This window comes from Streptomyces sp. NPDC096324, from assembly GCF_044763015.1.
In the GTDB taxonomy this organism is placed as follows: Bacteria; Actinomycetota; Actinomycetes; order Streptomycetales; family Streptomycetaceae; genus Streptomyces.
In genome coordinates this window covers 1-21,109 of record NZ_JBIWFK010000014.1, presented here as the reverse complement: position 1 = coordinate 21,109, position 21,109 = coordinate 1, and the positions used below count along the sequence as shown (strand labels likewise).

The window sequence follows — 21,109 nt, the reverse complement described above, 5'->3', positions numbered from 1 at the left end:
GATCCGGCCCGCTCCGGCGATCGTGATCCAGCGGGGGCTGACCCCGGACCGTACCCCTGGGTAAGGTGCGGGCTTATGGGTGGCGAGAGCGCAACACGTACGGCCCCGCGCGGCGGCGGCACGAGCAGGGCCCCGGCGGGCAGCAGGACCGGACAGCGGTTGTCCGGGGTGGCCGTCGCGCTGGGCCTGCTGCTGTTCCTCGGTGGATTCGCCTGGGCGGCGGTCGACTACCGGCCGTACACCGTCCCCACGAGTTCGATGGCGCCGACGATCAACATCGGCGACCGGGTGCTGGCGCAGCGCGTCGACGGCAGCGAGGTCCGCCGCGGTGACGTCGTCGTCTTCGAGGACAAGACCTGGGTCACGGGCTCGTCGGTGGTCAAGCGCGTGGTCGCCGTCGGCGGCGACACGGTCGCCTGCTGCACCGACGGCAAGCTGACCGTCAACGGGAAGAAGATCGACGAATCGTATCTGCCGAAGGGAAGCCTCGCCGAGCTCACGGGCTTCCCGACCGTGAAGGTCCCCGAGGGACGGCTGTTCCTGCTGGGTGACGAGCGGCGTGGCTCCCTGGACTCCACCGCGCACCTCACGGACGCGGCCAGCGGGACCGTGGCGCGCGGCACCGTGAAGGCCCGGGTCGACGCCATCGCCTGGCCGATGAACGGCATGCTCGCCCGCCCCGACGGCTTCAAGGTGCTCGGTGCCCTGTCCCAGCCGGGACCGCTCCCCACGATGATCGCCCTGGTGATCGCCGGCGCCGTCCTCGTGCTCGGCGGAGCGGCGTACGGGCCTGTCGCCAAGCTGGCCGGCCGTTCCCGGGCGCGCACGGAGTCCGCCGGTGCCCGCTGAGGCGGCGGAGTCGGACGAGGCCCCCGACCGCGACGGGTTGCGCAAGGTCGCCCGGGTCGTGCTGCTCGACCCGCAGGACCGCATCCTGCTGCTCCACGGCCACGAACCGGACGATGCCTCCGACGACTGGTGGTTCACCCCCGGCGGCGGCGTGGAGGGCGACGAGACCCGGGAGCAGGCGGCTCTGCGGGAACTCGTCGAGGAGACCGGGATCACCGAGGTCGAACTGGGTCCCGTGCTGTGGCGGCGGATCTGCTCGTTCCCGTTCGCGGGGAGGCGCTGGGACCAGGACGAGTGGTACTTCCTGGCCCGTACGACCCAGACCGCCACGGCGGCCACGGGGCTGACGGACCTGGAGCGGCGCAGCGTCGCCGGAGCGCGCTGGTGGACGTGCCGGGAACTGACCGAGGCACATGAGACGGTGTATCCGACCAAGCTCGCCGAGCTGCTCCGCAGGGTGCTCGACGAGGGTCCCCCGGCCACGCCCGAGGTCCTCGACACGGAAATCGTCTAGGGGCTCTCGGGGCTGGCGCACAATAGGGGGACGCACGGCTGAAGGGGAACATGCCATGAGCGCCGAGGACCTCGAGAAGTACGAGACCGAGATGGAGCTGAAGCTCTATCGGGAGTACCGCGATGTCGTCGGTCTGTTCAAATATGTGATCGAGACCGAACGGCGCTTCTATCTCACCAACGACTACGAGATGCAGGTGCACTCGGTCCAGGGTGAGGTGTTTTTCGAGGTGTCCATGGCGGATGCCTGGGTGTGGGACATGTATCGCCCCGCCCGCTTCGTGAAACAGGTGCGTGTCCTGACATTCAAGGACGTGAACATCGAAGAACTGAACAAGAGCGATCTGGAACTGCCGGGCGGCTGAGGACCGGAACCACGGTGATGACTCGTACGGGTGACTGGGCTTTCCACAGTCACCCGCTCGTCCACCAAGATCCAAAAGTTGTGTGACCTGGCCTCAGTGTCGGTGCCGGAGGTGGTGCCGACATGAAGACATCCGAGGCACGCAAGGCACTGGGCGCCTACGGCGAGGAACTGGCCGCACGGCGGCTGACCGGGTCGGGCATGACGATCCTGGCACGCAACTGGCGCTGTGGCCGTACGGGCGAGATCGACATCGTGGCCCGGGACGGCGACGCGCTGGTCGTCTGCGAGGTCAAGACCCGCGGGGCCGGAGCGTTCCAGCATCCGATGGAGGCCGTCGCGCCGGCCAAGGCCCGCCGGCTGCGCGGTCTGGCCGAACGCTGGCTCCAGGAGCACGGCGGAGCCCCGCCGGGCGGCGTCCGCATCGACCTGGTCGGCGTCCTGATCCCCGAACGCGGCGCACCCGTGGTCGAGCACGCGCGGGGGGTGGCCTGATGGCATTCGCGCGTACGTGTTCGGTGGCCCTGGTGGGCGTGGAGGGCGTCGTCGTCGAGGTCCAGGCCGACCTGGAGCCGGGCATCGCCGCCTTCACGCTGGTCGGGCTCCCCGACAAGAGCCTGACGGAGAGCCGGGACCGGGTCAGGGCCGCGGTGGTCAATTCCGGCGCGGCCTGGCCGCAGAAGAAACTGACGGTGGGGCTGAGCCCGGCCTCGGTGCCCAAGGGCGGCTCCGGGTTCGACCTCGCCGTGGCCTCGGCGGTGCTGGGCGCCGCCGAGCGGATCGACCCACGGGTGCTCGCCGACATCGTGATGATCGGGGAGCTGGGGCTCGACGGCAGGGTGCGGCCGGTCCGCGGCATCCTGCCGGCCGTCCTCGCCGCGGCGGACGCCGGCTACGAACAGGTGGTGGTGCCGGAGTGCGCGGCGGCCGAGGCCTCACTCGTGCCGGGAATCTCGGTGCTCGGGGTCCGCAGCCTGCGCCAGCTCATCGCCGTGCTGGCGGACGAACCGGTTCCTGAGGAGGAGCCGGACGAGCGGGGCCGCCCGGACCCGCTGACGGCCGGACTGCGCCTGCCCGGCACGGGCGAGGCCACCGGCCTGTGCGGCATCGCCGTGCCCGAACACGACCCGGGCCACGACCTCGGCGACGTCGTCGGCCAGCACTCGGCGCGCACCGCGATGGAGGTGGCGGCGGCGGGCGGCCATCACGTCTTCCTTCAGGGGCCACCGGGCGCGGGCAAGACGATGCTGGCCGAGCGGATGCCGCTCATCATGCCGCGCCTGACCCGGCAGGAATCCCTGGAGGTCACGGCGATCCATTCCGTCGCGGGCCTGCTGCCGCCCGGCAAACCGCTGGTGGACGTCGCTCCGTACTGCGCGCCCCATCACTCCGCGACCATGCAGGCCCTCGTCGGCGGCGGCAAGGGGCTCGCACGGCCCGGCGCGGTGTCCCTGTCGCATCGGGGCGTGCTGTTTCTGGACGAGGCACCGGAGTTCAGCGGCTTCGCGCTGGACGCCCTGCGGCAGCCGCTGGAGGCGGGACACGTGGTGATCGCGCGCAGCGCCGGAGTCGTGAGGTTCCCCGCCAAGTTCCTGATGGTGCTGGCCGCCAACCCCTGCCCCTGCGGACGCTTCAGCACGACGAACGACTTCTGCGAGTGTCCGCCCTCGGTCATCCGCCGCTATCAGGCGAGGCTCTCCGGGCCGCTGCTCGACCGGGTCGACCTGCGGGTGGACGTCGAGCCGGTCACCCGGGCCGAACTCACCGCGCGCGGTGCGCGGGGCGAGTCGACGAAGACGGTCGCGGACCGGGTCCTCGCCGGGCGCGAGCGGGCCGCCGAACGTCTGAAGGGGACTCCCTGGCACACCAACAGCGAGGTGCCGGGACGCGAGCTGCGCGGACGCTGGCAGGCGCGGCCGGGAGCGATGGACGAGGCCGAGCGGGGCCTGGAACGCGGGGTGCTGACCGCCCGTGGGCTCGACCGGGTGCTCCGGGTCGCGTGGACGGTCGCCGACCTTTCGGGACACGACCGGCCCGACGCCGGTGACGTCGCCCTGGCCCTCCAACTGCGCACCGGAGTCCCGCGCGGGGTGCCGATGGCGATCGGCTCGCCGGCATGACAGCCGGCGAGCGCCGGGCCCGCGCCACGCTGTCCCGGGTCGTCGAACCGGGCGACGAGGTCTGCGGGCGCTGGATCAGGGAGGTCGGAGCCCCAGAAGCGGTCCGGTGGCTGTACGGGGACCTGGGGCAGCCGAGAGGGATGACCGACCGGAGGTGGGCCGGGCTGCGGGCCAGGGCCGCGCGGGCCGCGCCGGAACGCGACCTCGCCCTCGCCCGGGACGCCGGGGTGCGGTTCATCTGTCCCGGTGAATCCGAATGGCCCGCGCAGCTCGACGACCTCGGGGACGCCCGGCCCGTCGGACTGTGGGTGCGGGGGCGGGCCGGCCTGCGGCTGTGGGCCCTGAGATCCGTCGCCGTCGTCGGAGCCCGCGCCTGCACGGAGTACGGCGCGCACATGGCCGCCACCCTCGGCGCCGGACTCGCGGAGCGGGGCTGGGTGGTGGTGTCGGGCGGTGCCTACGGCATCGACGGCGCCGCGCACCGGGGCGCCCTCGGGGCGGGCGGCGCCACCGTCGCGGTGCTCGCCTGCGGCGTCGACCGGCCCTATCCGCGCGGGCACACCGGGCTGATCACCAGGATCGCGGAACAGGGCCTCGTGGTGGGGGAGTTGCCGCCGGGCGAGCATCCGACGCCGAGCAGATTCATCCTTCGCAACCGGGTCATCGCCGCGCTCACCCGGGGCACCGTCGTCGTCGAGGCGGCGTACCGCAGCGGAGCACTCGTCACCGCCCGTGCCGCACAGCGGCTCGGCAGGTTCACGATGGGCGTGCCGGGACCCGCCACCAGCGCGCTGTCCGCCGGGGTGCACGAACTGCTGCGAGGCGAGGCCGTCCTGGTGTCCGACGCCGCCGAAGTCGCCGAACTCGTGGGTGCCATGGGCGAGCTGGCGCCGGACCGGCGTGGTCCCGTACTGCCCCGCGACCTGCTGCACCCGGACGCGGTCCGGGTCCTGGCCGCTCTGCCGGCGCGGGATCCGGCCGGGACCGGGGAGATCGCCCGGCGAGCGGCGACCAGCGCGGACGACGCGGTCGGGAGACTGTACGAACTCCGAGCACTTGGATTCGTCGAACGACACGGCGACGGCTGGAAGTTGACACGCCAGGCGACGGCGTCCGTCGGAGGTGATCGGGAGGGATGCTGACCGAGCGTGTTCGGCCGTCCGGGGGAACGCCGACACGCCTGGTAATCCTCGCAGTTGGCGCCCCTGATGGTCACGCAGGGCGACCGTCGTGACTCCGGGAGACGTCCCGGGGAAAGGTTTCGCGTGCGGGTGACAGCCCGCTCTTCGCGCACTGCGACAGCTCAGTCACGCTACGCTCACAAGGATCCGAAGTAGGCACGCGATCTCGGCACGAGGCCGACAGGACACCCAGGTCATCCCAGTTCACGGCAGAACGGCACAAGGCGACGAATGCCCCAGCACACCTCCGGGTCCGACCGGACGGCCATCCCGCCAGCCGCCCGCGACGGCGGCAGCGTGCGCCCGCCCGCGCCCTCGACACTCGACGAGCTGTGGCGGTCGTACAAGTCGACCGGTGACGAGCGGCTGCGGGAACAGTTGATCCTGCACTACTCGCCGCTGGTGAAGTACGTCGCGGGCCGCGTCAGCGTGGGTCTGCCGGCCAATGTCGAGCAGGCCGACTTCGTCTCGTCGGGAGTGTTCGGACTGATCGACGCGATCGAGAAGTTCGACATCGAACGGGAGATCAAGTTCGAGACGTACGCGATCACCCGCATCCGCGGGGCGATGATCGACGAACTGCGGGCGCTGGACTGGATCCCGCGGTCGGTGCGGCAGAAGGCGCGCAATGTCGAGCGTGCCTACGCGACGCTGGAGGCGCGGCTGCGGCGCACCCCCTCGGAGGGCGAGGTCGCCGCCGAGATGGGCATCGGTGTGGAGGAACTCCACGCGGTCTTCAGCCAGTTGTCGCTGGCCAACGTGGTCGCCCTGGAGGAGCTGCTGCACGCCGGCGGCGAGGGCGGCGACCGGCTGAGCCTCATGGACACGCTGGAGGACACCGCCGCCGACAACCCGGTCGAGGTGGCCGAGGACCGGGAGCTGCGCAGGCTGCTGGCACGGGCGATCAACACGCTGCCCGACCGGGAGAAGACCGTCGTCACGCTCTACTACTACGAAGGGCTCACGCTGGCGGAGATCGGCAATGTGCTCGGGGTGACCGAGAGCCGGGTCAGCCAGATCCACACCAAGTCGGTGCTCCAGCTCCGCGCCAAGCTGGCCAGTTTCGGACGCTGAGCCCGGTCGTGCCGTGACGGCAGGCGGTCCCGCCGTGCCGTCCGGGCTGCGGGCCCGGCGCGACGGACGCCACCTCGCCGGGCTCGCCGGAGTGGTTCCCGTCCGCGGCGCCGCGTCCGTACAGTGGTTGACGTGCCAAGGATTCGAGCGGCCTCCGTGGCCGAGCACCGGTCGATGCAGCGAGCCGCCCTGCTGGACGCGGCGCGGTCCCTGTTGTCCGAGGGCGGGACGGAGGCGCTGACCTTCCCCGCGCTCGCGGAGCGCACGGGGCTCGCGCGGTCCTCCGTGTACGAGTACTTCCGGTCCAGGGCGGCCGTGGTCGAGGAACTGTGCCAGGTCGACTTCCCCGTCTGGGCGGCCGAGGTCTCGGCCGCGATGGCCGCGGCGGAAGGCCCCGAGGCCACGGTCGAGGCCTATGTGCGCAGTCAGCTCGCCCTGGTCGGGGACCGGAGACACCGGGCCGTCGTCGCCATCTCCGCCAGCGAACTCGACGCGGGTGCCCGGGAAAAGATCCGCGCCGCGCACGGCGGGCTGGTGACGATGATCGGTGAGGCGCTCGCCGAGATGGGTCACGCCGAGCCGCGACTGGCCGCCATGCTCCTCCAGGGCGTGGTGGACGCCGCGGTGCGCCGCATCGAGCTGGGCGCCGCCGAGGACCCCTCCGCGATCACGGAGGCGGCCGTGACGATGGCCCTCCGGGGCGTCCGGGGCTGACCCCGCCGCCGACGGCCGACCCCGCCTCACGCCGACGGCCGACCCCGCCTCACGCCGACGGCCGACCCCGCCTCCCGGCCGACCCCGCATCCCCGACTGACCCCACCTCCCTGGCCGGGCCGCCTTCCTGGCCGGACCGCCTCCCCGTCCCCCCGGTCTTCGCCGGTCAGGAGGGAGCGCCCGGGCCGTTGAGCGGCAGCAGGCGGGACGGGCCGGCGTTCAGGAGCCACGGGGGAAGCAGGGACAGCGGGTTCAGATAGGCGGGGCCTCTGAGCAGGCCCCAGTGCAGACAGGGCGCCGCTCCGCAGTGCGGATCCGGAGCCTCCAGGGCGCCGACGACCTCGCCCGCGAGGACCTCGTCGCCCTTGCGCACCGAGGCCCGCACGGGACCGTACGTCGTCCGCAGCGGAGGCGCCCCCGTGCCCGACAGCTCCACCGAGACGACCCCGCGCCCCGCGACCCGGCCCGCGTACGAAACCCGCCCGGGCGCGACGGCCCGCACCGGGGCGCCGGCCGTGGCCGCGAGATCGACCCCGCGATGCCCCCGGGAGTAGGCCGTCGCCGGCTGTTCCCAGCCCCGTACGACGAACGGCCGGACACCCACGGGCCACGCGCGCGCGAGGGCCGGCACCGAGGGGTCGGCCGCCGGCGGGGAGGCCGGAGCCCTCGGTCCGGGGCCGGTCCCGGGAGCCGGCGCCGCCGGGGCCGAGGCGCCCAGAAGGGTCGAGGCCAGGCCCACGAGAAGCCACATACGCGCACATCGGTTCACTCGCATGCGGGAACCGTGCCGCACCGAACGGATCATGGCCGGGATCTGTGGAGTACCGGCCGGTTGTGGACAGCGGCGTCACCTGCGCCCTCTCGGGTCCCGTACACTTCTGATGGCGACCCGGGTCATCGGGTCGACTTCGCACGCCCCGACATCCGGTCACCACCGGTGTCAGCGCCTCTCGGTCCTCTGTGGCAAGGCGCGTCGCGGGCGTCAGGCGCGAGTGCCGTCCGGCACACGCGGCACAACCGAGAAAACCGAGGAGAACGGCCATGGCCGTCGTCACGATGCGGGAGCTGCTGGAAAGCGGCGTCCACTTCGGTCACCAGACCCGTCGCTGGAACCCGAAGATGAAGCGCTTCATCTTCACCGAGCGCAACGGCATCTACATCATCGACCTGCTCCAGTCGCTGTCGTACATCGACCGCGCCTACGAGTTCGTCAAGGAGACCGTCGCCCACGGCGGCACGGTCATGTTCGTCGGCACGAAGAAGCAGGCGCAGGAGGCCATCGCCGAGCAGGCCACCCGCGTCGGCATGCCCTACGTCAACCAGCGCTGGCTGGGCGGCATGCTCACCAACTTCTCCACCGTCTACAAGCGTCTGCAGCGCCTCAAGGAGCTCGAGCAGATCGACTTCGAGGACGTCGCGGCCTCGGGTCTCACCAAGAAGGAGCTTCTCGTGCTCTCGCGCGAGAAGGCCAAGCTGGAGAAGACCCTCGGTGGTATCCGCGAGATGCAGAAGGTGCCCAGCGCCGTCTGGATCGTGGACACCAAGAAGGAGCACATCGCGGTCGGCGAGGCCCGGAAGCTCAACATCCCGGTCGTCGCCATCCTCGACACCAACTGTGACCCGGACGAGGTCGACTACAAGATCCCGGGCAACGACGACGCGATCCGCTCCGTCACCCTGCTCACCCGCGTGATCGCCGACGCCGTCGCCGAGGGACTCATCTCCCGCTCCGGCGCCGGCAAGGCCGCGGGTGACAAGGCCGCGGGCGAGCCGCTCGCCGCGTGGGAGCGCGACCTGCTCGAGGGCGAGAAGAAGGCCGACGACGCCGAGGTCCAGACCTCCGCCGAGACGGAGAAGGTCGCCGACGCCGAGCAGGCCGAGGCTCCGGCCGCCGAGGCCGAGGCCGTCGAGGCGCCCGCCGCCGAGGCCCCTGCCGCCGAGGCTCCCGCCGCGGACGCCGAGCAGGCCTGACCCCTCACCCCTTCGGGTTTGTGAACGGCGGGGGCCCTCAAAGCCCCCGCCGTTCGTCCCGTAGATCTTCAGACTTCGAGAGAGATTCCAGGAATCATGGCGAACTACACCGCCGCCGACGTCAAGAAGCTCCGTGAGCTCACGGGCGCCGGCATGATGGACTGCAAGAAGGCGCTGGACGAGGCCGACGGCAACGTCGACAAGGCCGTCGAGGCGCTGCGGATCAAGGGCCAGAAGGGCGTCGCCAAGCGCGAGGGCCGCTCCGCCGAGAACGGCGCCGTGGTCTCCATCATCGCTGACGACAACACCTCCGGTGTCCTGGTCGAGCTGAAGTGCGAGACGGACTTCGTCGCCAAGGGCGAGAAGTTCCAGGCCGTCGCGAACGAGATCGCCCAGCACGTCGTCAAGACGTCGCCGGCCGACATCGCGGCGCTCCTCGGCTCCGAGATCGAGCCCGGCAAGACGGTTCAGGCGTTCGTCGACGAGGCCAACGCGAACCTGGGCGAGAAGATCGTCCTGGACCGCTTCGCCCAGTTCTCCGGCGCCTTCGTGGCCTCGTACATGCACCGCACCATGCCCGACCTGCCCCCGCAGATCGGTGTTCTGGTCGAGCTGGACAAGGCCGACGCCGACCTCGCCAAGGGCATCGCGCAGCACATCGCCGCCTTCGCGCCGAAGTACCTCTCCAAGGAGGACGTTCCGGCCGAGGTCGTCGAGTCCGAGCGTCGCGTCGCCGAGGAGACCACCCGCGCCGAGGGCAAGCCCGAGGCCGCGCTCCCGAAGATCGTCGAGGGTCGCGTCAACGGCTTCTTCAAGGAGGCCACCCTCCTCGGCCAGCCGTACGCGCTCGACAACAAGAAGTCCGTCCAGAAGGTTCTGGACGAGGCCGGTGTCACCCTGAAGCGCTTCTCGCGCATCAAGGTCGGCATCTGAGTCCGTACAGCGATCGACGCGCGACCCCGATAGGGTCGACAGCAGTCGTCCGCGTACGCCGGCACTCATACGTGTGTGTCGGACGACAGCAGATCTGACGAGGAGGCCATTGCCGAGCATGGGATGCGAACACACCCCACCGGCAATGGCCTTCTTCGTATGTGCACCATGAGGAGATCTCCATGACCACCACCCAGGCCGGCAACGGCGAGAAGAGCGACGACGGCAAGGGCGCGGGCCGCTTCCTGCTGAAGCTTTCCGGCGAGGCGTTCGCCGGTGGCGGGGGACTGGGCGTCGATCCCGACGTGGTGCACAAGATCGCCCGCGAGATCGCGGCCGTCGTGCGCGGCGGTGCCCAGATCGCCGTCGTCATCGGCGGCGGCAACTTCTTCCGCGGCGCCGAACTCCAGCAGCGCGGCATGGACCGGGCGCGCTCCGACTACATGGGCATGCTCGGCACGGTCATGAACTGCCTCGCCCTCCAGGACTTCCTGGAGAAGGAAGGCATCGACAGCCGCGTCCAGACCGCCATCACCATGGGCCAGGTCGCGGAGCCGTACATCCCGCTGCGCGGCGTGCGGCACCTGGAGAAGGGCCGCGTGGTCATCTTCGGCGCGGGCATGGGCATGCCGTACTTCTCCACCGACACCACTGCCGCCCAGCGAGCCCTGGAGATCGACGCCGAGGCGCTCCTCATGGGCAAGAACGGTGTGGACGGGGTCTACGACTCCGACCCGAAGACCAACCCCGAGGCGGTCAAGTTCGACGCGCTCAGCTACGGCGAGGTCATCACCCGGGACCTCAAGGTCGCCGACATGACCGCCATCACGCTGTGCCGGGACAACAAGCTGCCGATCCTGGTCTTCGAACTCCTGGCGGAGGGCAATATCGCGCGGGCCGTCAAGGGTGAGAAGATCGGCACACTCGTGGGCGACCAGAGCGGCCGAGCCTGACGGGGAACGCGCCGGACCGGATACGCCTTCCGGTCCGGGACGGACCCCGACCGGGGGATGGACAATGTCCTGCCGGTCCGGAACCGTGCAGGAACAAGACGCGACGCAGCCGGCCGCCGGACTCCGACGAGGAACCGCTGCCGGGCCTACTCAAGACACGCAGGAGCAAGTGGTGATCGAAGAGACCCTCCTCGAGGCCGAGGAGAAGATGGAGAAGGCCGTCGTGGTCGCCAAGGAGGACTTCGCCGCGATCCGCACCGGTCGTGCGCACCCGGCGATGTTCAACAAGATCGTGGCCGACTACTACGGCGCGCTGACGCCGATCAACCAGCTGGCCTCGTTCTCCGTTCCGGAGCCGCGCATGGCCGTGGTGACCCCGTTCGACAAGAGCGCGCTGCGCAACATCGAGCAGGCGATCCGCGACTCCGACCTGGGCGTCAACCCCAGCAACGACGGCAACATCATCCGGGTGACGTTCCCCGAGCTGACGGAAGAGCGCCGCAAGGACTACATCAAGGTCGCGCGGACCAAGGGCGAGGACGCCAAGGTCTCGATCCGCGCCGTGCGCCGCAAGGCCAAGGACGCCCTCGACAAGCTCGTCAAGGACAAGGAGTCCGGCGAGGACGAGGTCCGCCGTGCGGAGAAGGAACTCGACGACACCACGGCGAAGTACGTCGCCCAGGTGGACGAGCTCCTGAAGCACAAGGAATCGGAGCTGCTCGAGGTCTGATGAACGACTCTTCCTGGGGAGCGCCGCCACAAGCCGGGTACTGGGGGCCGTCCGAGCAGGGGCCTGCTCAGGGGGCGGCCCCGGCGGGTCCCACGTACGATGCGCATGACGCGCAGCACACTCGGCCCATGCCCACCGCGCCCGACGTACCCGCACATGGCGGAGACCAGGATGACGACAGGGGGGCCGCTCGGCTGAGCGGCCCCTCCGTCCGCAACGACACGCCTCCGACGGCGCCCTACGGGGAGCCGTCGCACAATCCGCAGAGCCCGCAGGAGCCCATGCCCAGCACCACACCCGAGCCCGCCCCCGCACCTCCGAAGAAGAGTGCGGGACGCGACCTGGGCGCGGCCATAGGAGTGGGCGTCGGTCTCGGCGCGGTGATCGTCGCGTCGCTGTTCGTCGTCAAGGCCGTCTTCGTCGGCGTCATAGCGGTCGCCGTGGTGGTGGGGCTCTGGGAGCTCACCTCACGGCTGGAGGAGCGCAAGGGCATCAAGGCACCCCTCGTGCCGCTCGCGCTCGGCGGGGCCGCCATGGTCGTCGCCGGATACGTGCGCGGTGCCGAGGGTGCCTGGGTGGCCATGGCGCTCACCGCGCTGGCCGTCCTGGTCTGGCGGATGACGGAACCGCCGGAGGGCTACCTCAAGGACGTCACGGCGGGGGTCTTCGCGGCCTTCTACGTGCCGTTCCTGGCGACCTTCGTGGCCATGATGCTCACGGCCGACGACGGCCCGCGCCGCGTTCTCACCTTCCTGCTCCTGACGGTCGTCAGCGACACGGGGGCGTACGCCGTCGGCTGGCGCTTCGGCAAGCACAAGCTGGCACCGCGGATCAGCCCCGGAAAGACCCGCGAGGGCCTGTTCGGAGCGGTCACCTTCGCGATGGTGGCGGGTGCGCTGTGCATGGAGTTCCTGATCGACGACGGCACCTGGTGGCAGGGTCTGATCCTCGGCCTCGCGGTCGCGGCCAGCGCCACCCTCGGTGACCTCGGCGAGTCCATGATCAAGCGGGACCTCGGCATCAAGGACATGGGCACCCTCCTGCCGGGCCACGGCGGCATCATGGACCGGCTGGACTCCCTGCTCCCGACGGCTCCGGTCGTCTGGCTGCTGCTCGTGCTCTTCGTCGGATCCGGCTGATCGTTTTTCCGCACGCGCGTACGACACGTACGCGCGCACGGCGTACGTGTCCGCGAGGCGCGCACATCCACGACACCACCCCTTCGGGTCACCCGATCACCTCACCGTGATCCCCGTGACCCGGAGGGGTGGTGTCGTATGTACGGGGCCTGCCGTCCTGCCAGTCCACCCATTGCGGATCGTCCAGGTACTCCCACGCGTCCGGCAGGCCCGCGCGGCGCAGGAACTCGACCACGTCGGCGTCGCTGTGGGCGACGCCGGCGCTCCGCCCGCGGATCGTGACGCGACGCCCGCCGGTTCCGGCGGGTCGGCCGACGGCGATGGGTGCGGGGGCGGGTATGCGCTCGTGGTCCGACTGCACGTGCTCGTGCTCCGGTTCCGCGTGCTCGTTCTCCGGTTGCGCGTTCTCGTCCTCCGGTTCCGCGTGTTCGTGGTTCGGCTGTGCGTGGTCGTGGTTCACAGGACACCCAGATCCGTGTCGGGTCGGCAGTACGGGCAGGCCGTGACGCCGTCTTCGGTGATCGCCCGGAGAGCCTGCTCGCGGGCGAGCGGCCTCGTGTTCTTCCCCGCCATGCCGCAGTCGCCGGTGTGGACGGCGTCGGGGGTCGCGCCCGTGCCGTCACCACCCGCCCGCCGCATCGCGAGCTTCCAGCCGCGCGGCGGCGGGGGCGACGTACGGGCCACGCGCTGGGCGGCGACCTCCTGGCGCTCCAGCTCGGCGATGGTGTCGTCGGTGCGGCGCAGTTGCCAGAGCAGCCAGGCGCGGACGCTGCGCAGGTGCTGCAGGCGGGACACTTTTTCGGACACATATTCGATTCTAGGGCTTGGTGCGGCGTCGTGACAGCACCCCTCGCCTGCCCGCCCGCGCCCCGGCCCGAACCTCGCGGATTTCTCGCGGGAGGGGGTGCCCGTCGCCGCATCGCGAGGAGACGCAGGTCACATTCAGGTCGGTCACACCGGGCCGGGCCGTTCCGTCAATCAGGTGTAACCACGAGAAGCGACCCGAGGGAGCACGCCATGGAAGCCCGTCTGAACCTCTTCGCCAGCACGGTGTCGGCCAAGTTCATGAAGCACATCGTCGCCGCGGGCAGGCCGCTCGCGGAGTCGACGCTGCCGCTCGCGACGCAGGAACTGGTGAAGCTTCGTGCCAGCCAGATCAACGGCTGCGGTTTCTGCACCGACATGCACAGCAAGGACGCGGAGGCCGCGGGCGAGACCTCCGTGCGCCTCAACCTGGTCGCGGCCTGGCGGGAGGCGACGGTCTTCACCGACGCCGAGCGCGCGGCCCTGGAGCTGACGGAGCAGGCCACGCGCATCGCCGACGCGGCCGGCGGCGTCTCGGACGAGTGCTGGGCGAACGCCGCCAAATACTACGACGAGGAGCAGCTCGCCGCCCTGGTGTGCTGCGTCGCCCTCATCAACGCCTTCAACCGCGCCAACGTCATGGTCCAGCAGCCGGCGGGCGATTACCGGCCCGGCCAGTTCGCGTAGTCGGGGACGGGCGGGCGGGCGGGGCGGGTTCCGGGGGCGGGTGCCTCTGGGGGCCCGTCCGCCAGGGCGCCGATTCGCCCGCGGATCGACGGCCGGCTTAGTCCGCGGATCGGCCGATGGCCGGGCCCTTCGGATCGTCCGACGGCTGGTCCGGCACCTTCGGATGGCCCGGCGGCCGCTGTCGTACGAGTGAATCCCGCCGTTCTCCGGTCGGCGACGGTGGCGACAGCGGGAAGCCTTTCCCGCACCGGACACATCAGAGGCAGGAAGCACCCCTATGCCGAAGTTCCTCATCCAGGCCCGCTACACGCCCGAGGGGGCGAAGGGCGTCCTCAAGGAGGGCGCGAGCGGCCGTCGCGCCGCCGTCGAGCACGTCGTCGCCGGCCTCGGCGGGACCGTAGAGGCGATGTACTTCTCCTTCGGGGAGGACGACTTCGTGTGCGTCCTCGACTTCCCCGACGCGGTCTCCATGGCCGCCGTCAGCCTCAGCGTCAAGGCCAGCGGAGCGCTCCACACCAGGGCGACACCGCTTCTCACCCTCGACGAGATCGACGAGGCCGCCCGCAGAGAGGTCGCCTTCCGCCCGCCGGGCGCCTGACCCGAGCGGACCCGGGCCCGCTCCGGGCCGGCTCGGTTCGCCGCCCCGCGTACGGGCTCAGCGCCGGGTCCCCGGGGCGATCTCGTCGATCAGGGCGCGAACGCGCTTCTCGATCTCGTCGCGGATCGGGCGGACGGCTTCCACTCCCCGCCCGGCGGGGTCGGGGAGCTGCCAGTCGAGGTAGCGCTTGCCGGGGTAGACCGGGCAGGTGTCGCCGCAGCCCATGGTGATGACGACGTCGGAGGCCCGGACCGCTTCCGCGGTGAGGACCTTGGGCACCTCGGCCGCGATGTCGATGCCGCTCTCGGCCAGGGCCTCGACGACGGCGGGGTTCACCGTGTCGGCCGGAGCGGAACCGGCGGAGCGCACCCGGACGCGGTCGCCCGCCAGGTGGGTGAGGAAGGCGGCGGCCATCTGCGAGCGTCCGGCGTTGTGGACGCACACGAAGAGCACGGACGGCTGTTCGCCGGGGGTGTTCACGTCGGAGGGAGTGTTCAAGGCGGGTGCGCTTTCTGGCGAGGGGCGGGTCAGGGAAGAGCGCGAGCGGCGGGTTCGGGTTCGCCCTGGACACCGACGGGGCCGGCCGGTGCGGGTGCCGGACGTCCGAAGACGGCGACGACCAGCCCCAGTCCCAGCGCTGCGCCCACCAGTTGGGCCGCGACGAACGGGCCGACGGAGCCGGGGGCGATTCCGGCGAACGTGTCGGTGAAGGCCCGGCCGACGGTGACCGCGGGGTTCGCGAACGAGGTGGACGACGTGAACCAGTACGCGGCGCCGATGTACGAGGCCACGGCCACGGGCGCGTAGCGGGCGCGGCCGGTGCGGGCCAGGCCGAAGATGAGCAGGACGAGGCCGGCGGTCGCCACGGTCTCGCCCAGCCACAGGTGACCGGCGAAGCGGTCGTGGGTGGACCAGCGCACGAGCGGTTCGCCGAACATCGCGTCGGCCAGGACCGCGCCGGCCACGGCTCCGGCGACCTGGGCCGGTACGTACGCGGCGACCTCGCGCGCGGTCGGTCCGTCCCCGGTGCGGCGGCCGGTGGCCCAGGCGGCGAGGGTGACGACGGGATTGAAGTGCGCGCCGGACACCGGGCCCAGGAGCGCGATCAGCACGCCGAGACCGAAGACCGTGGCCAGCGAGTTGGCGAGCAGTCGCACGCCCACGTCGCTGGTCAGCTCGGTGGCCTGGATGCCGGAGCCGACGACCACCGCGACGAGGGCGGCCGATCCGACCGCCTCGGCGACGGCCCGGCGGCCCAGCGGGACGCTCACGCGGTCGCCTCGGCGGTCTGCGAGGTCTTCAGGAAGGCGGCGAGCCGGTCGAGGGTGGCGGGCAGCGCCCAGTAGTAGACCCACGTGCCCCGTCGCTCGCAGTCGATGAGACCGGCCTGCCGCAGGAGCTTGAGGTGGTGCGAGATCGTCGGCTGGGACAGGTCGAAGGCCGGAGTCAGGTCGCAGACGCAGACCTCACCGCCGGCCCGCGACGCGATCATCGACAGCAGTCGCAGGCGCACGGGGTCGCCCAGTGCCTTGAACAGCTTGGCCAGCTCGGCCGCCTGGTCCTCGTCCAGCGGCGCGGTCACCAGGCCGGGACAGCACGCGCCGCTCTCGTCGGTCTGTCCGAGGACCACAAGCTCTTGCTTCGACATACGTCTATGTTGACATCCTTCGAATCAAGACACAAGCTTGCATCGACAAACATCAATGCAAGCCCGACCGCCGATGCAAGCCGGCCTTCGATGCAAGCAAAACGTTCATGAAAGCCAGGCGTCGGTGCAAGCCAGACATCGATGCAAGCCGATGGGAGACCGCCATGTCCCGTGCTCAGCTCGCCCTGCGTGTCAGCGACCTCGACGCGTCGATCACCTTCTACACGAAGCTGTTCGGCACCGAACCCGCCAAGCGGCGTGAGGGCTACGCCAACTTCGCCATCACCGAGCCCCCGCTCAAGCTCGTTCTGATCGAGGGCGGCCCCGGCGAGGACACCCGGCTCGACCACCTCGGCGTCGAGGTCGAGTCCACCGACCAGGTCGGCGCGGCCGCCACCCGCCTCAAGGACGCCGGCCTGGCCACCTTCGAGGAGAACGACACCTCCTGCTGCTACGCCCTCCAGGACAAGGTGTGGGTGCACGGCCCCGGCAAGGAACCGTGGGAGGTGTACGTGGTCAAGGCCGACGCCGGCACACTCGGCAAGGACGCCGCCCCGGCCGGCGACGGCTGTTGCACCAGCCAGATCACCGAGGAAGCCGCCCCCGCAGCCGCCGGATGCGCCTGCGGACAGTGAACCGAACGGTCCGACCGGCGTCCACGCGAGCCAGGGAATGGGTATCCCGGGCCTGGAGGAGCACGCGTCACCGGCATACGAGGATCCCGCACGTGACCGCCCGCACCCCACCCCACCCCGCTCCGGTCCGGGCTGGGAGCTGGGGAGAGCGGTGGGTTGAGGCGATGGGGACAAGACCGAGGTCTAAGCTCCCGGCCAGTGGCGAAGGGGGAGGATGCTCGTGGAGCAGCAGTGGCCGGAGGGGACGAACGCTGATCCGGATGCGGCAAGAGAGCGCTACAAGGCAGACATGCAGGCATCTCGGAGGGCGGCGCGGGAGCTGTTTCGCGTGGAGATGCCCGTTGCCCACCTGGGCTTGGCCATCACAATCATTGCGAGCGTCTTTGTGAGTGTGGTCTGGTCGCCGGGGACGGGCGCGATCTTCGCTGGAGTCTTTGCCGCACTGTTCGTCGTCGCGCTGGCTGTAGCGCTCCTGGCAGGTGGCCGGGGATGGGACGCGGCACGTGCCGCCTACAAGTTCGCTTTTGGCTGGGCAGATTGGATCACACCTTAGCTCCGTGCCCCATCCGTGCCTGATAGACCGGGGACTCACGGGGAATCGTGGTCACCAACGAGCACCGCGCAGGTCGAAGGCCCCCAACTGATGTTCCTGGTCGGGGGCCTTCGACCTGCGCGGTGGGTGTGGGATTTGAACCCACGGTGACTCGCGCCACGACGGTTTTCAAGATTGCTGAAGTGTTGACTCGCTCGCCCATTGAGACTCCGCCGACCGCACGAAAATGGAAGGTGCGTCAGCGTGATCGCACAGCACAATGCGCTCATGGTGTTCGCGGATGTCATAGGCCGAGCCGAGAACGGTCCATATCGCTGCCCTTGCTGTGGATTTGTCACCCTCGCTGAGCGTGCAATGTACGAGATCTGTCCAGTTTGCTTCTGGGAGGACGACGGTCAGGATGACCACGATGCAGACGAGTGCCGAGGCGGCCCGAACGGTCGGCTCAGCCTGACTGAGGCACGGCGGAACTTCGAAGCTACCGGCGCAAGCAGCGGGCGTCTCTCGCCACAGGTGCGCGCGCCGCGACCGGAAGAGCACCCGGACATCGCTCCGCACTACGGCACGGGTGTCCTCTACCGCGGGACCCCGTCGAGTGATCAAAGCTAGGTCCCACCTTGTCCGATCGTTCACCTCCGCTGTACAGCAGCGAAGTACAGCAACCGAGGCGACCGCAGGTGACCGTCCAGAACCCGCAAGGTCCTCCTGTCCGGCCCGGGAGACCTCACCGACCTCCGCGCCCATAGTTCGCGTCGAGAGGGCCAGGGCCTCGCAGGTCCACAGTGCTCGGCCGGCCGAGACGCCAGCGGCGCGAGATGTATGGTCACGCGCGTAAGGAGGGCTCAATGCCAAAGAAGAGACGTGCAACTGTGCCGGACTGGTTGCTCGCACTGGGGTGCATCGCATTCGCCCTCGACCTCGGAGACAAGGCGTTCTTTGACTCCAGCGCGATTGTGCGAGCTGGGGCGATCTTCGCTCTGGTCGTGCTGGCCTTCAGCGCGGGGATCGTGTTTGGCCGACTGCAGGAGCGGCGTAAGCCCAACTCCCAAGGCCCTCAGACCCCTCTTCCTGACATCAGCGCCTGACACCAACAAGCACAAATGGCGACGGACAACATCGAACCTTCGCGCACCGCGAGCCGAAGCGACGCACGGCTCGACCGGCGTCGACGGGTCGCCGTAATCGACCTGATAAAGATGAGGCCAGACCTCAAAAAATTGCGATGCAACCTACAGTCGGCGGGGATCCAGGGGAACTACGGCGCTCAAAGGAAGGACCGATCCACCCCTTCCAAATCTTCCGTGACGCTTGTCTCGTGCTTGACGGTCTCAGCCCGTTGACCAGCGGTTTATGATCTCGGACATGCGTCATGCCATTACCCGTCTCGCCCATCTCCTGCCTTTGATCGGTTTGATCGCAGGGTGCGGAGGCGCCCAGACCCCCCAGCCCTCCCCGAGTCGAGCAAGGATGAGCGTCGACCCTTCAACGGCGCAGCACCGTAAGGAATACGAGACCGTTCGGGGGGAGCTGCTTCAAGCGGCGGCGCGGGTGGACGTGCCCGGTGGGTTCACAGGAGACGGCAAAGAAAAGCCGTCCGGCAATTACTGCTCGATCTTTCTTGACGGCTTTGTACCGGCGAAGAGTGCGGCTCACTCCCGAGAGGATGTGGCAGCGGCACTTCGGGCAGACGGCTGGAAGCAGATCCACTCCGGGGGCACTGACGAGAGTCTGCTCGCCCGCGGCACCTGGGCGGTTTTCGTCACACGCACAAACGCACCTCTCCTGGGTGCCGATGGCAAGGTGCTTCACGAACTCACGATCAAAGCCGACTGTAAGGGGAACTCGTAGCAGTGGAAGTTGATCGGCGGTACAGCAGTGAAGCACCGCAACGACAGCAACCGACCGTGACCCGCGGCACCCCTGGGGACCTCACGGCGACTGCTCTCTCTAGAGCTACGGATCAGAAGGTCGCGTGCCACAGTCCGTGCCACATCGTGCGGTCAGCCATGGTCAATGACGGCTCGCCGCAGTCGAGATGAGCCGTGCGCCTGGGCAGCAGCTATATCCGGAGCGACCTGGGGAAGTGCGCCGCCGACCACGTCCGCCCGTACAAGGCGGATGTCGGCGGTTCGAAATCGTCCGTGCCCACCAGTCTCAGGACACGAACAAGGCCCAGGTCGTCCGGTGTGAACCCGGTGATCTGGGCCTCTGTCGTTTCCGGCCGGTTCCGGTCGGTGGGGGTCGCCGTGCCACTCACGTGCCAGGCCGTGCCACTCACGTGCCAGATGGACCGCGCGGAGGCCGCCGCACCTTCCTGATCCGACCGTCCACGTAGTCAGCGATCTCGTGGTCGCCGCTCCAGGCTGCCGGCCGCGAGGAACTGGGCATCACGCTGTTGCTCGGTCGCCTCCTGGCCGTCGACTGGGCACCGAACGGCGCGGAGGGCGACAAGGTGTTGTACCTGTTCGACGGCGGCGAGCTCTTGCAGGAAATCGTAGAAGGGATCCACCTCCAGGCGGAGGAACTGAAGGCCGTCAGGTTCGTCCCCCTAGGTGAGATCGCAGATCGCACGATCCCGCGATTGGCCCGGAGAATCCTCGCAGCGATCGAGGCCCCCGCCGAGAGTGCTCCGGTCTACCTCGAGCACGGCCAAGCGCCGGGCAAGCAAGCGGCGTAGCGGCAGTGAGGGAGAACCCGAAACACTCGGTGTCTGTCGCGGGAGTCGCCGTTCGCGCCGTAGATCGCGATCATGGATGTCGGCGCCGCGCGTCGGTAGCCTCCGGATGTGGCTGAGACCTGGGATGAATTGCAGCTGATCGCGGACGGCTTCGAGCGTGTGTACGTCGAGTTGGAGTGGTACAGCGGGCCACGTGCCGGCCTCGCTGATGTCGGCGGCCAGCCTCACTACTTCCAGGGCTACGACTGGGATGACGCCGACGAGGCCGACGAGTACAGCGTCTGGCCCGCAAGCGATGTGGCAGTGGAGCTGGAGCGCGAGCAGTGGGCGATCTTTGTCAGGTGGAACGAGCGCCAAGGGGCGGGAACCGTGGGGCCGGAGACTCGTCCGGGCCAGAGCGGGATCGACGACCGCTACGACGAACTGGCCCTGCTGCTGGCTCCATACCGTCAGGCACCGGACGACGCCCAGCGACTGATGGGCGAGGTGCGCTTTGATGCGGGGGTCCGCTACCGGGTCGAGGGGCCGGATTACTGGTTCCGGTGGCGTCCAGGCAGGTGAGAGGCCGCCGTTGATCAATCCACGACCTCGCACACCGCAAGCCCCAGCAATCAGCGGGATAGAACTTTCTCTCCTTCATCAAGCCCCGGCTGCGCTCCGCTCCGCCGGGCGGGCTCCCGGCTCCGCTCGGGGCGCCGCTCCTGCCTTCGGCCCGCTCCGCCCGCGCTGCGCCGACGCGCGCCCACATGTGGATAGGGCCGCTGGCCATGAGTCGAGCACCGCAGGAACACGGCAGCGGTCAAAGCATGCCTCCGGCGGGGGCCCTCAGGCTCCGAGATGGCGGGGGCGCCGTTCGCGGGTGCCGGCCGAATGTGGCGTGCGCGGGGGTGCTCCCATCCCGTCTGCCATCGACCCAGGCAGAGCCGAGCAGTCGCGGCCCAGGGCGTCAAGGAAGCTCCTATAGAA

28 protein-coding genes are annotated in these 21,109 nt (G+C 69.9%); 22 read left to right on the top strand and 6 right to left on the bottom strand.

The window, feature by feature from the left end; all coding sequences use genetic code 11:
- Positions 1-75 precede the first annotated feature (75 nt).
- The 8 genes from lepB (at position 76) to ACIQ7M_RS32245 (ending at position 6,815) form a co-directional block, all read left to right on the top strand.
- A complete protein-coding gene (lepB, locus tag ACIQ7M_RS32280) occupies positions 76-849 on the top strand; it encodes a signal peptidase I (RefSeq protein WP_403650960.1) in 774 nt (257 codons plus the stop codon).
- Complete coding sequence (locus tag ACIQ7M_RS32275; protein ID WP_403650958.1) at positions 839-1,363, top strand: NUDIX hydrolase; 525 nt, start codon at positions 839-841, stop codon at positions 1,361-1,363. The genes lepB and ACIQ7M_RS32275 overlap by 11 nt, the downstream gene beginning before the upstream one ends.
- Positions 1,364-1,418: 55 nt before the next feature.
- Entirely contained in the window at positions 1,419-1,727 is a 309-nt protein-coding gene (locus ACIQ7M_RS32270; protein ID WP_003965949.1) for a DUF2469 domain-containing protein, read from the top strand.
- A 122-nt stretch (positions 1,728-1,849) separates the two neighbouring features.
- Positions 1,850-2,221, top strand: coding sequence for a YraN family protein (locus ACIQ7M_RS32265; RefSeq protein ID WP_355769610.1), 372 nt, complete (start codon positions 1,850-1,852; stop codon positions 2,219-2,221).
- Entirely contained in the window at positions 2,221-3,846 is a 1,626-nt protein-coding gene (locus tag ACIQ7M_RS32260) for a YifB family Mg chelatase-like AAA ATPase (RefSeq protein ID WP_403650955.1), read from the top strand. Before ACIQ7M_RS32265 ends, ACIQ7M_RS32260 begins: the two co-directional genes overlap by 1 nt.
- On the top strand, positions 3,843-4,988 hold the full coding sequence (gene dprA / locus ACIQ7M_RS32255) for a DNA-processing protein DprA (RefSeq protein WP_403650953.1): 1,146 nt from the start codon (positions 3,843-3,845) through the stop codon (positions 4,986-4,988). The genes ACIQ7M_RS32260 and dprA overlap by 4 nt, the downstream gene beginning before the upstream one ends.
- A gap of 270 nt (positions 4,989-5,258) precedes the next feature.
- Positions 5,259-6,101, top strand: coding sequence for an RNA polymerase sigma factor WhiG (gene whiG / locus ACIQ7M_RS32250; RefSeq protein ID WP_326785273.1), 843 nt, complete (start codon positions 5,259-5,261; stop codon positions 6,099-6,101).
- A 156-nt stretch (positions 6,102-6,257) separates the two neighbouring features.
- A complete protein-coding gene (locus tag ACIQ7M_RS32245; protein ID WP_355769372.1) occupies positions 6,258-6,815 on the top strand; it encodes a helix-turn-helix domain-containing protein in 558 nt (185 codons plus the stop codon).
- 166 nt (positions 6,816-6,981) lie between these two features.
- On the opposite strand, the gene ACIQ7M_RS32240 is transcribed toward ACIQ7M_RS32245, so the two are convergent.
- Positions 6,982-7,590, bottom strand: a complete 609-nt coding sequence (locus ACIQ7M_RS32240; protein ID WP_403650951.1) for a murein hydrolase activator EnvC family protein — start codon at positions 7,588-7,590, stop codon at positions 6,982-6,984.
- A 266-nt stretch (positions 7,591-7,856) separates the two neighbouring features.
- On the opposite strand from ACIQ7M_RS32240, the gene rpsB reads away from it, so the two are divergent.
- From rpsB to ACIQ7M_RS32215, 5 genes are all read left to right on the top strand, one after another.
- A complete protein-coding gene (gene rpsB / locus ACIQ7M_RS32235; RefSeq protein WP_403650949.1) occupies positions 7,857-8,786 on the top strand; it encodes a 30S ribosomal protein S2 in 930 nt (309 codons plus the stop codon).
- 96 nt (positions 8,787-8,882) lie between these two features.
- The gene (gene tsf, locus ACIQ7M_RS32230) at positions 8,883-9,719 is read left to right on the top strand and encodes a translation elongation factor Ts (protein ID WP_355769340.1); all 837 of its coding nucleotides are present in this window, start codon (positions 8,883-8,885) and stop codon (positions 9,717-9,719) included.
- A 182-nt stretch (positions 9,720-9,901) separates the two neighbouring features.
- Positions 9,902-10,672: a UMP kinase gene (gene pyrH / locus ACIQ7M_RS32225; protein ID WP_037625128.1), complete on the top strand. Its 771-nt coding sequence runs from the start codon at positions 9,902-9,904 to the stop codon at positions 10,670-10,672.
- 172 nt (positions 10,673-10,844) lie between these two features.
- Positions 10,845-11,402: a ribosome recycling factor gene (gene frr / locus ACIQ7M_RS32220; protein ID WP_355769342.1), complete on the top strand. Its 558-nt coding sequence runs from the start codon at positions 10,845-10,847 to the stop codon at positions 11,400-11,402.
- The gene (locus ACIQ7M_RS32215; RefSeq protein WP_386989091.1) at positions 11,402-12,541 is read left to right on the top strand and encodes a phosphatidate cytidylyltransferase; all 1,140 of its coding nucleotides are present in this window, start codon (positions 11,402-11,404) and stop codon (positions 12,539-12,541) included. The genes frr and ACIQ7M_RS32215 overlap by 1 nt, the downstream gene beginning before the upstream one ends.
- Before the next feature lie 88 nt (positions 12,542-12,629).
- Here ACIQ7M_RS32215 and ACIQ7M_RS32210 read toward each other — a convergent pair whose 3' ends face one another.
- Both ACIQ7M_RS32210 and ACIQ7M_RS32205 read right to left on the bottom strand, forming a co-directional pair.
- Positions 12,630-13,001, bottom strand: a complete 372-nt coding sequence (locus ACIQ7M_RS32210; protein WP_403650945.1) for a hypothetical protein — start codon at positions 12,999-13,001, stop codon at positions 12,630-12,632.
- Positions 12,998-13,348 (bottom strand): DUF6233 domain-containing protein, encoded by a 351-nt coding sequence (locus ACIQ7M_RS32205; protein WP_403650943.1) that lies wholly within the window; start codon positions 13,346-13,348, stop codon positions 12,998-13,000. The genes ACIQ7M_RS32210 and ACIQ7M_RS32205 overlap by 4 nt, the downstream gene beginning before the upstream one ends.
- Before the next feature lie 210 nt (positions 13,349-13,558).
- On the opposite strand from ACIQ7M_RS32205, the gene ACIQ7M_RS32200 reads away from it, so the two are divergent.
- On the top strand, positions 13,559-14,032 hold the full coding sequence (locus ACIQ7M_RS32200; protein ID WP_355769349.1) for a carboxymuconolactone decarboxylase family protein: 474 nt from the start codon (positions 13,559-13,561) through the stop codon (positions 14,030-14,032).
- A 277-nt stretch (positions 14,033-14,309) separates the two neighbouring features.
- Positions 14,310-14,630 carry a GYD domain-containing protein gene (locus ACIQ7M_RS32195; RefSeq protein WP_384797078.1) on the top strand — a complete coding sequence of 107 codons (321 nt, stop codon included), beginning with the start codon at positions 14,310-14,312 and terminating at the stop codon, positions 14,628-14,630.
- 57 nt (positions 14,631-14,687) lie between these two features.
- On the opposite strand, the gene ACIQ7M_RS32190 is transcribed toward ACIQ7M_RS32195, so the two are convergent.
- From ACIQ7M_RS32190 to ACIQ7M_RS32180, 3 genes are read right to left on the bottom strand one after another with little or no spacing between them, the layout of a single operon-like run.
- The gene (locus tag ACIQ7M_RS32190) at positions 14,688-15,128 is read right to left on the bottom strand and encodes an arsenate reductase ArsC (RefSeq protein ID WP_355769355.1); all 441 of its coding nucleotides are present in this window, start codon (positions 15,126-15,128) and stop codon (positions 14,688-14,690) included.
- 29 nt (positions 15,129-15,157) lie between these two features.
- Positions 15,158-15,901: an aquaporin gene (locus ACIQ7M_RS32185; RefSeq protein ID WP_403650940.1), complete on the bottom strand. Its 744-nt coding sequence runs from the start codon at positions 15,899-15,901 to the stop codon at positions 15,158-15,160.
- Positions 15,898-16,278: a metalloregulator ArsR/SmtB family transcription factor gene (locus tag ACIQ7M_RS32180; RefSeq protein ID WP_355769360.1), complete on the bottom strand. Its 381-nt coding sequence runs from the start codon at positions 16,276-16,278 to the stop codon at positions 15,898-15,900. Before ACIQ7M_RS32180 ends, ACIQ7M_RS32185 begins: the two co-directional genes overlap by 4 nt.
- Positions 16,279-16,442: 164 nt before the next feature.
- Between ACIQ7M_RS32180 and ACIQ7M_RS32175 the strand changes: the two genes are divergently transcribed.
- The 7 genes from ACIQ7M_RS32175 to ACIQ7M_RS32145 all read left to right on the top strand — a co-directional run bounded on the left by ACIQ7M_RS32175 (position 16,443) and on the right by ACIQ7M_RS32145 (position 20,704).
- On the top strand, positions 16,443-16,913 hold the full coding sequence (locus ACIQ7M_RS32175; protein ID WP_389848108.1) for an ArsI/CadI family heavy metal resistance metalloenzyme: 471 nt from the start codon (positions 16,443-16,445) through the stop codon (positions 16,911-16,913).
- A 220-nt stretch (positions 16,914-17,133) separates the two neighbouring features.
- A complete protein-coding gene (locus ACIQ7M_RS32170) occupies positions 17,134-17,466 on the top strand; it encodes a hypothetical protein (RefSeq protein WP_403650937.1) in 333 nt (110 codons plus the stop codon).
- Between the two features lie 267 nt (positions 17,467-17,733).
- Positions 17,734-18,075 (top strand): CPCC family cysteine-rich protein, encoded by a 342-nt coding sequence (locus tag ACIQ7M_RS32165; protein ID WP_403651129.1) that lies wholly within the window; start codon positions 17,734-17,736, stop codon positions 18,073-18,075.
- 236 nt (positions 18,076-18,311) lie between these two features.
- The gene (locus tag ACIQ7M_RS32160; RefSeq protein WP_403650935.1) at positions 18,312-18,551 is read left to right on the top strand and encodes a hypothetical protein; all 240 of its coding nucleotides are present in this window, start codon (positions 18,312-18,314) and stop codon (positions 18,549-18,551) included.
- A 382-nt stretch (positions 18,552-18,933) separates the two neighbouring features.
- Positions 18,934-19,314, top strand: coding sequence for a hypothetical protein (locus ACIQ7M_RS32155; RefSeq protein ID WP_403650933.1), 381 nt, complete (start codon positions 18,934-18,936; stop codon positions 19,312-19,314).
- A 547-nt stretch (positions 19,315-19,861) separates the two neighbouring features.
- Positions 19,862-20,143 carry a hypothetical protein gene (locus tag ACIQ7M_RS32150; RefSeq protein WP_403650931.1) on the top strand — a complete coding sequence of 94 codons (282 nt, stop codon included), beginning with the start codon at positions 19,862-19,864 and terminating at the stop codon, positions 20,141-20,143.
- A 108-nt stretch (positions 20,144-20,251) separates the two neighbouring features.
- The gene (locus ACIQ7M_RS32145) at positions 20,252-20,704 is read left to right on the top strand and encodes a hypothetical protein (protein WP_403650929.1); all 453 of its coding nucleotides are present in this window, start codon (positions 20,252-20,254) and stop codon (positions 20,702-20,704) included.
- The last annotated feature ends 405 nt before the right edge of the window (positions 20,705-21,109 follow it).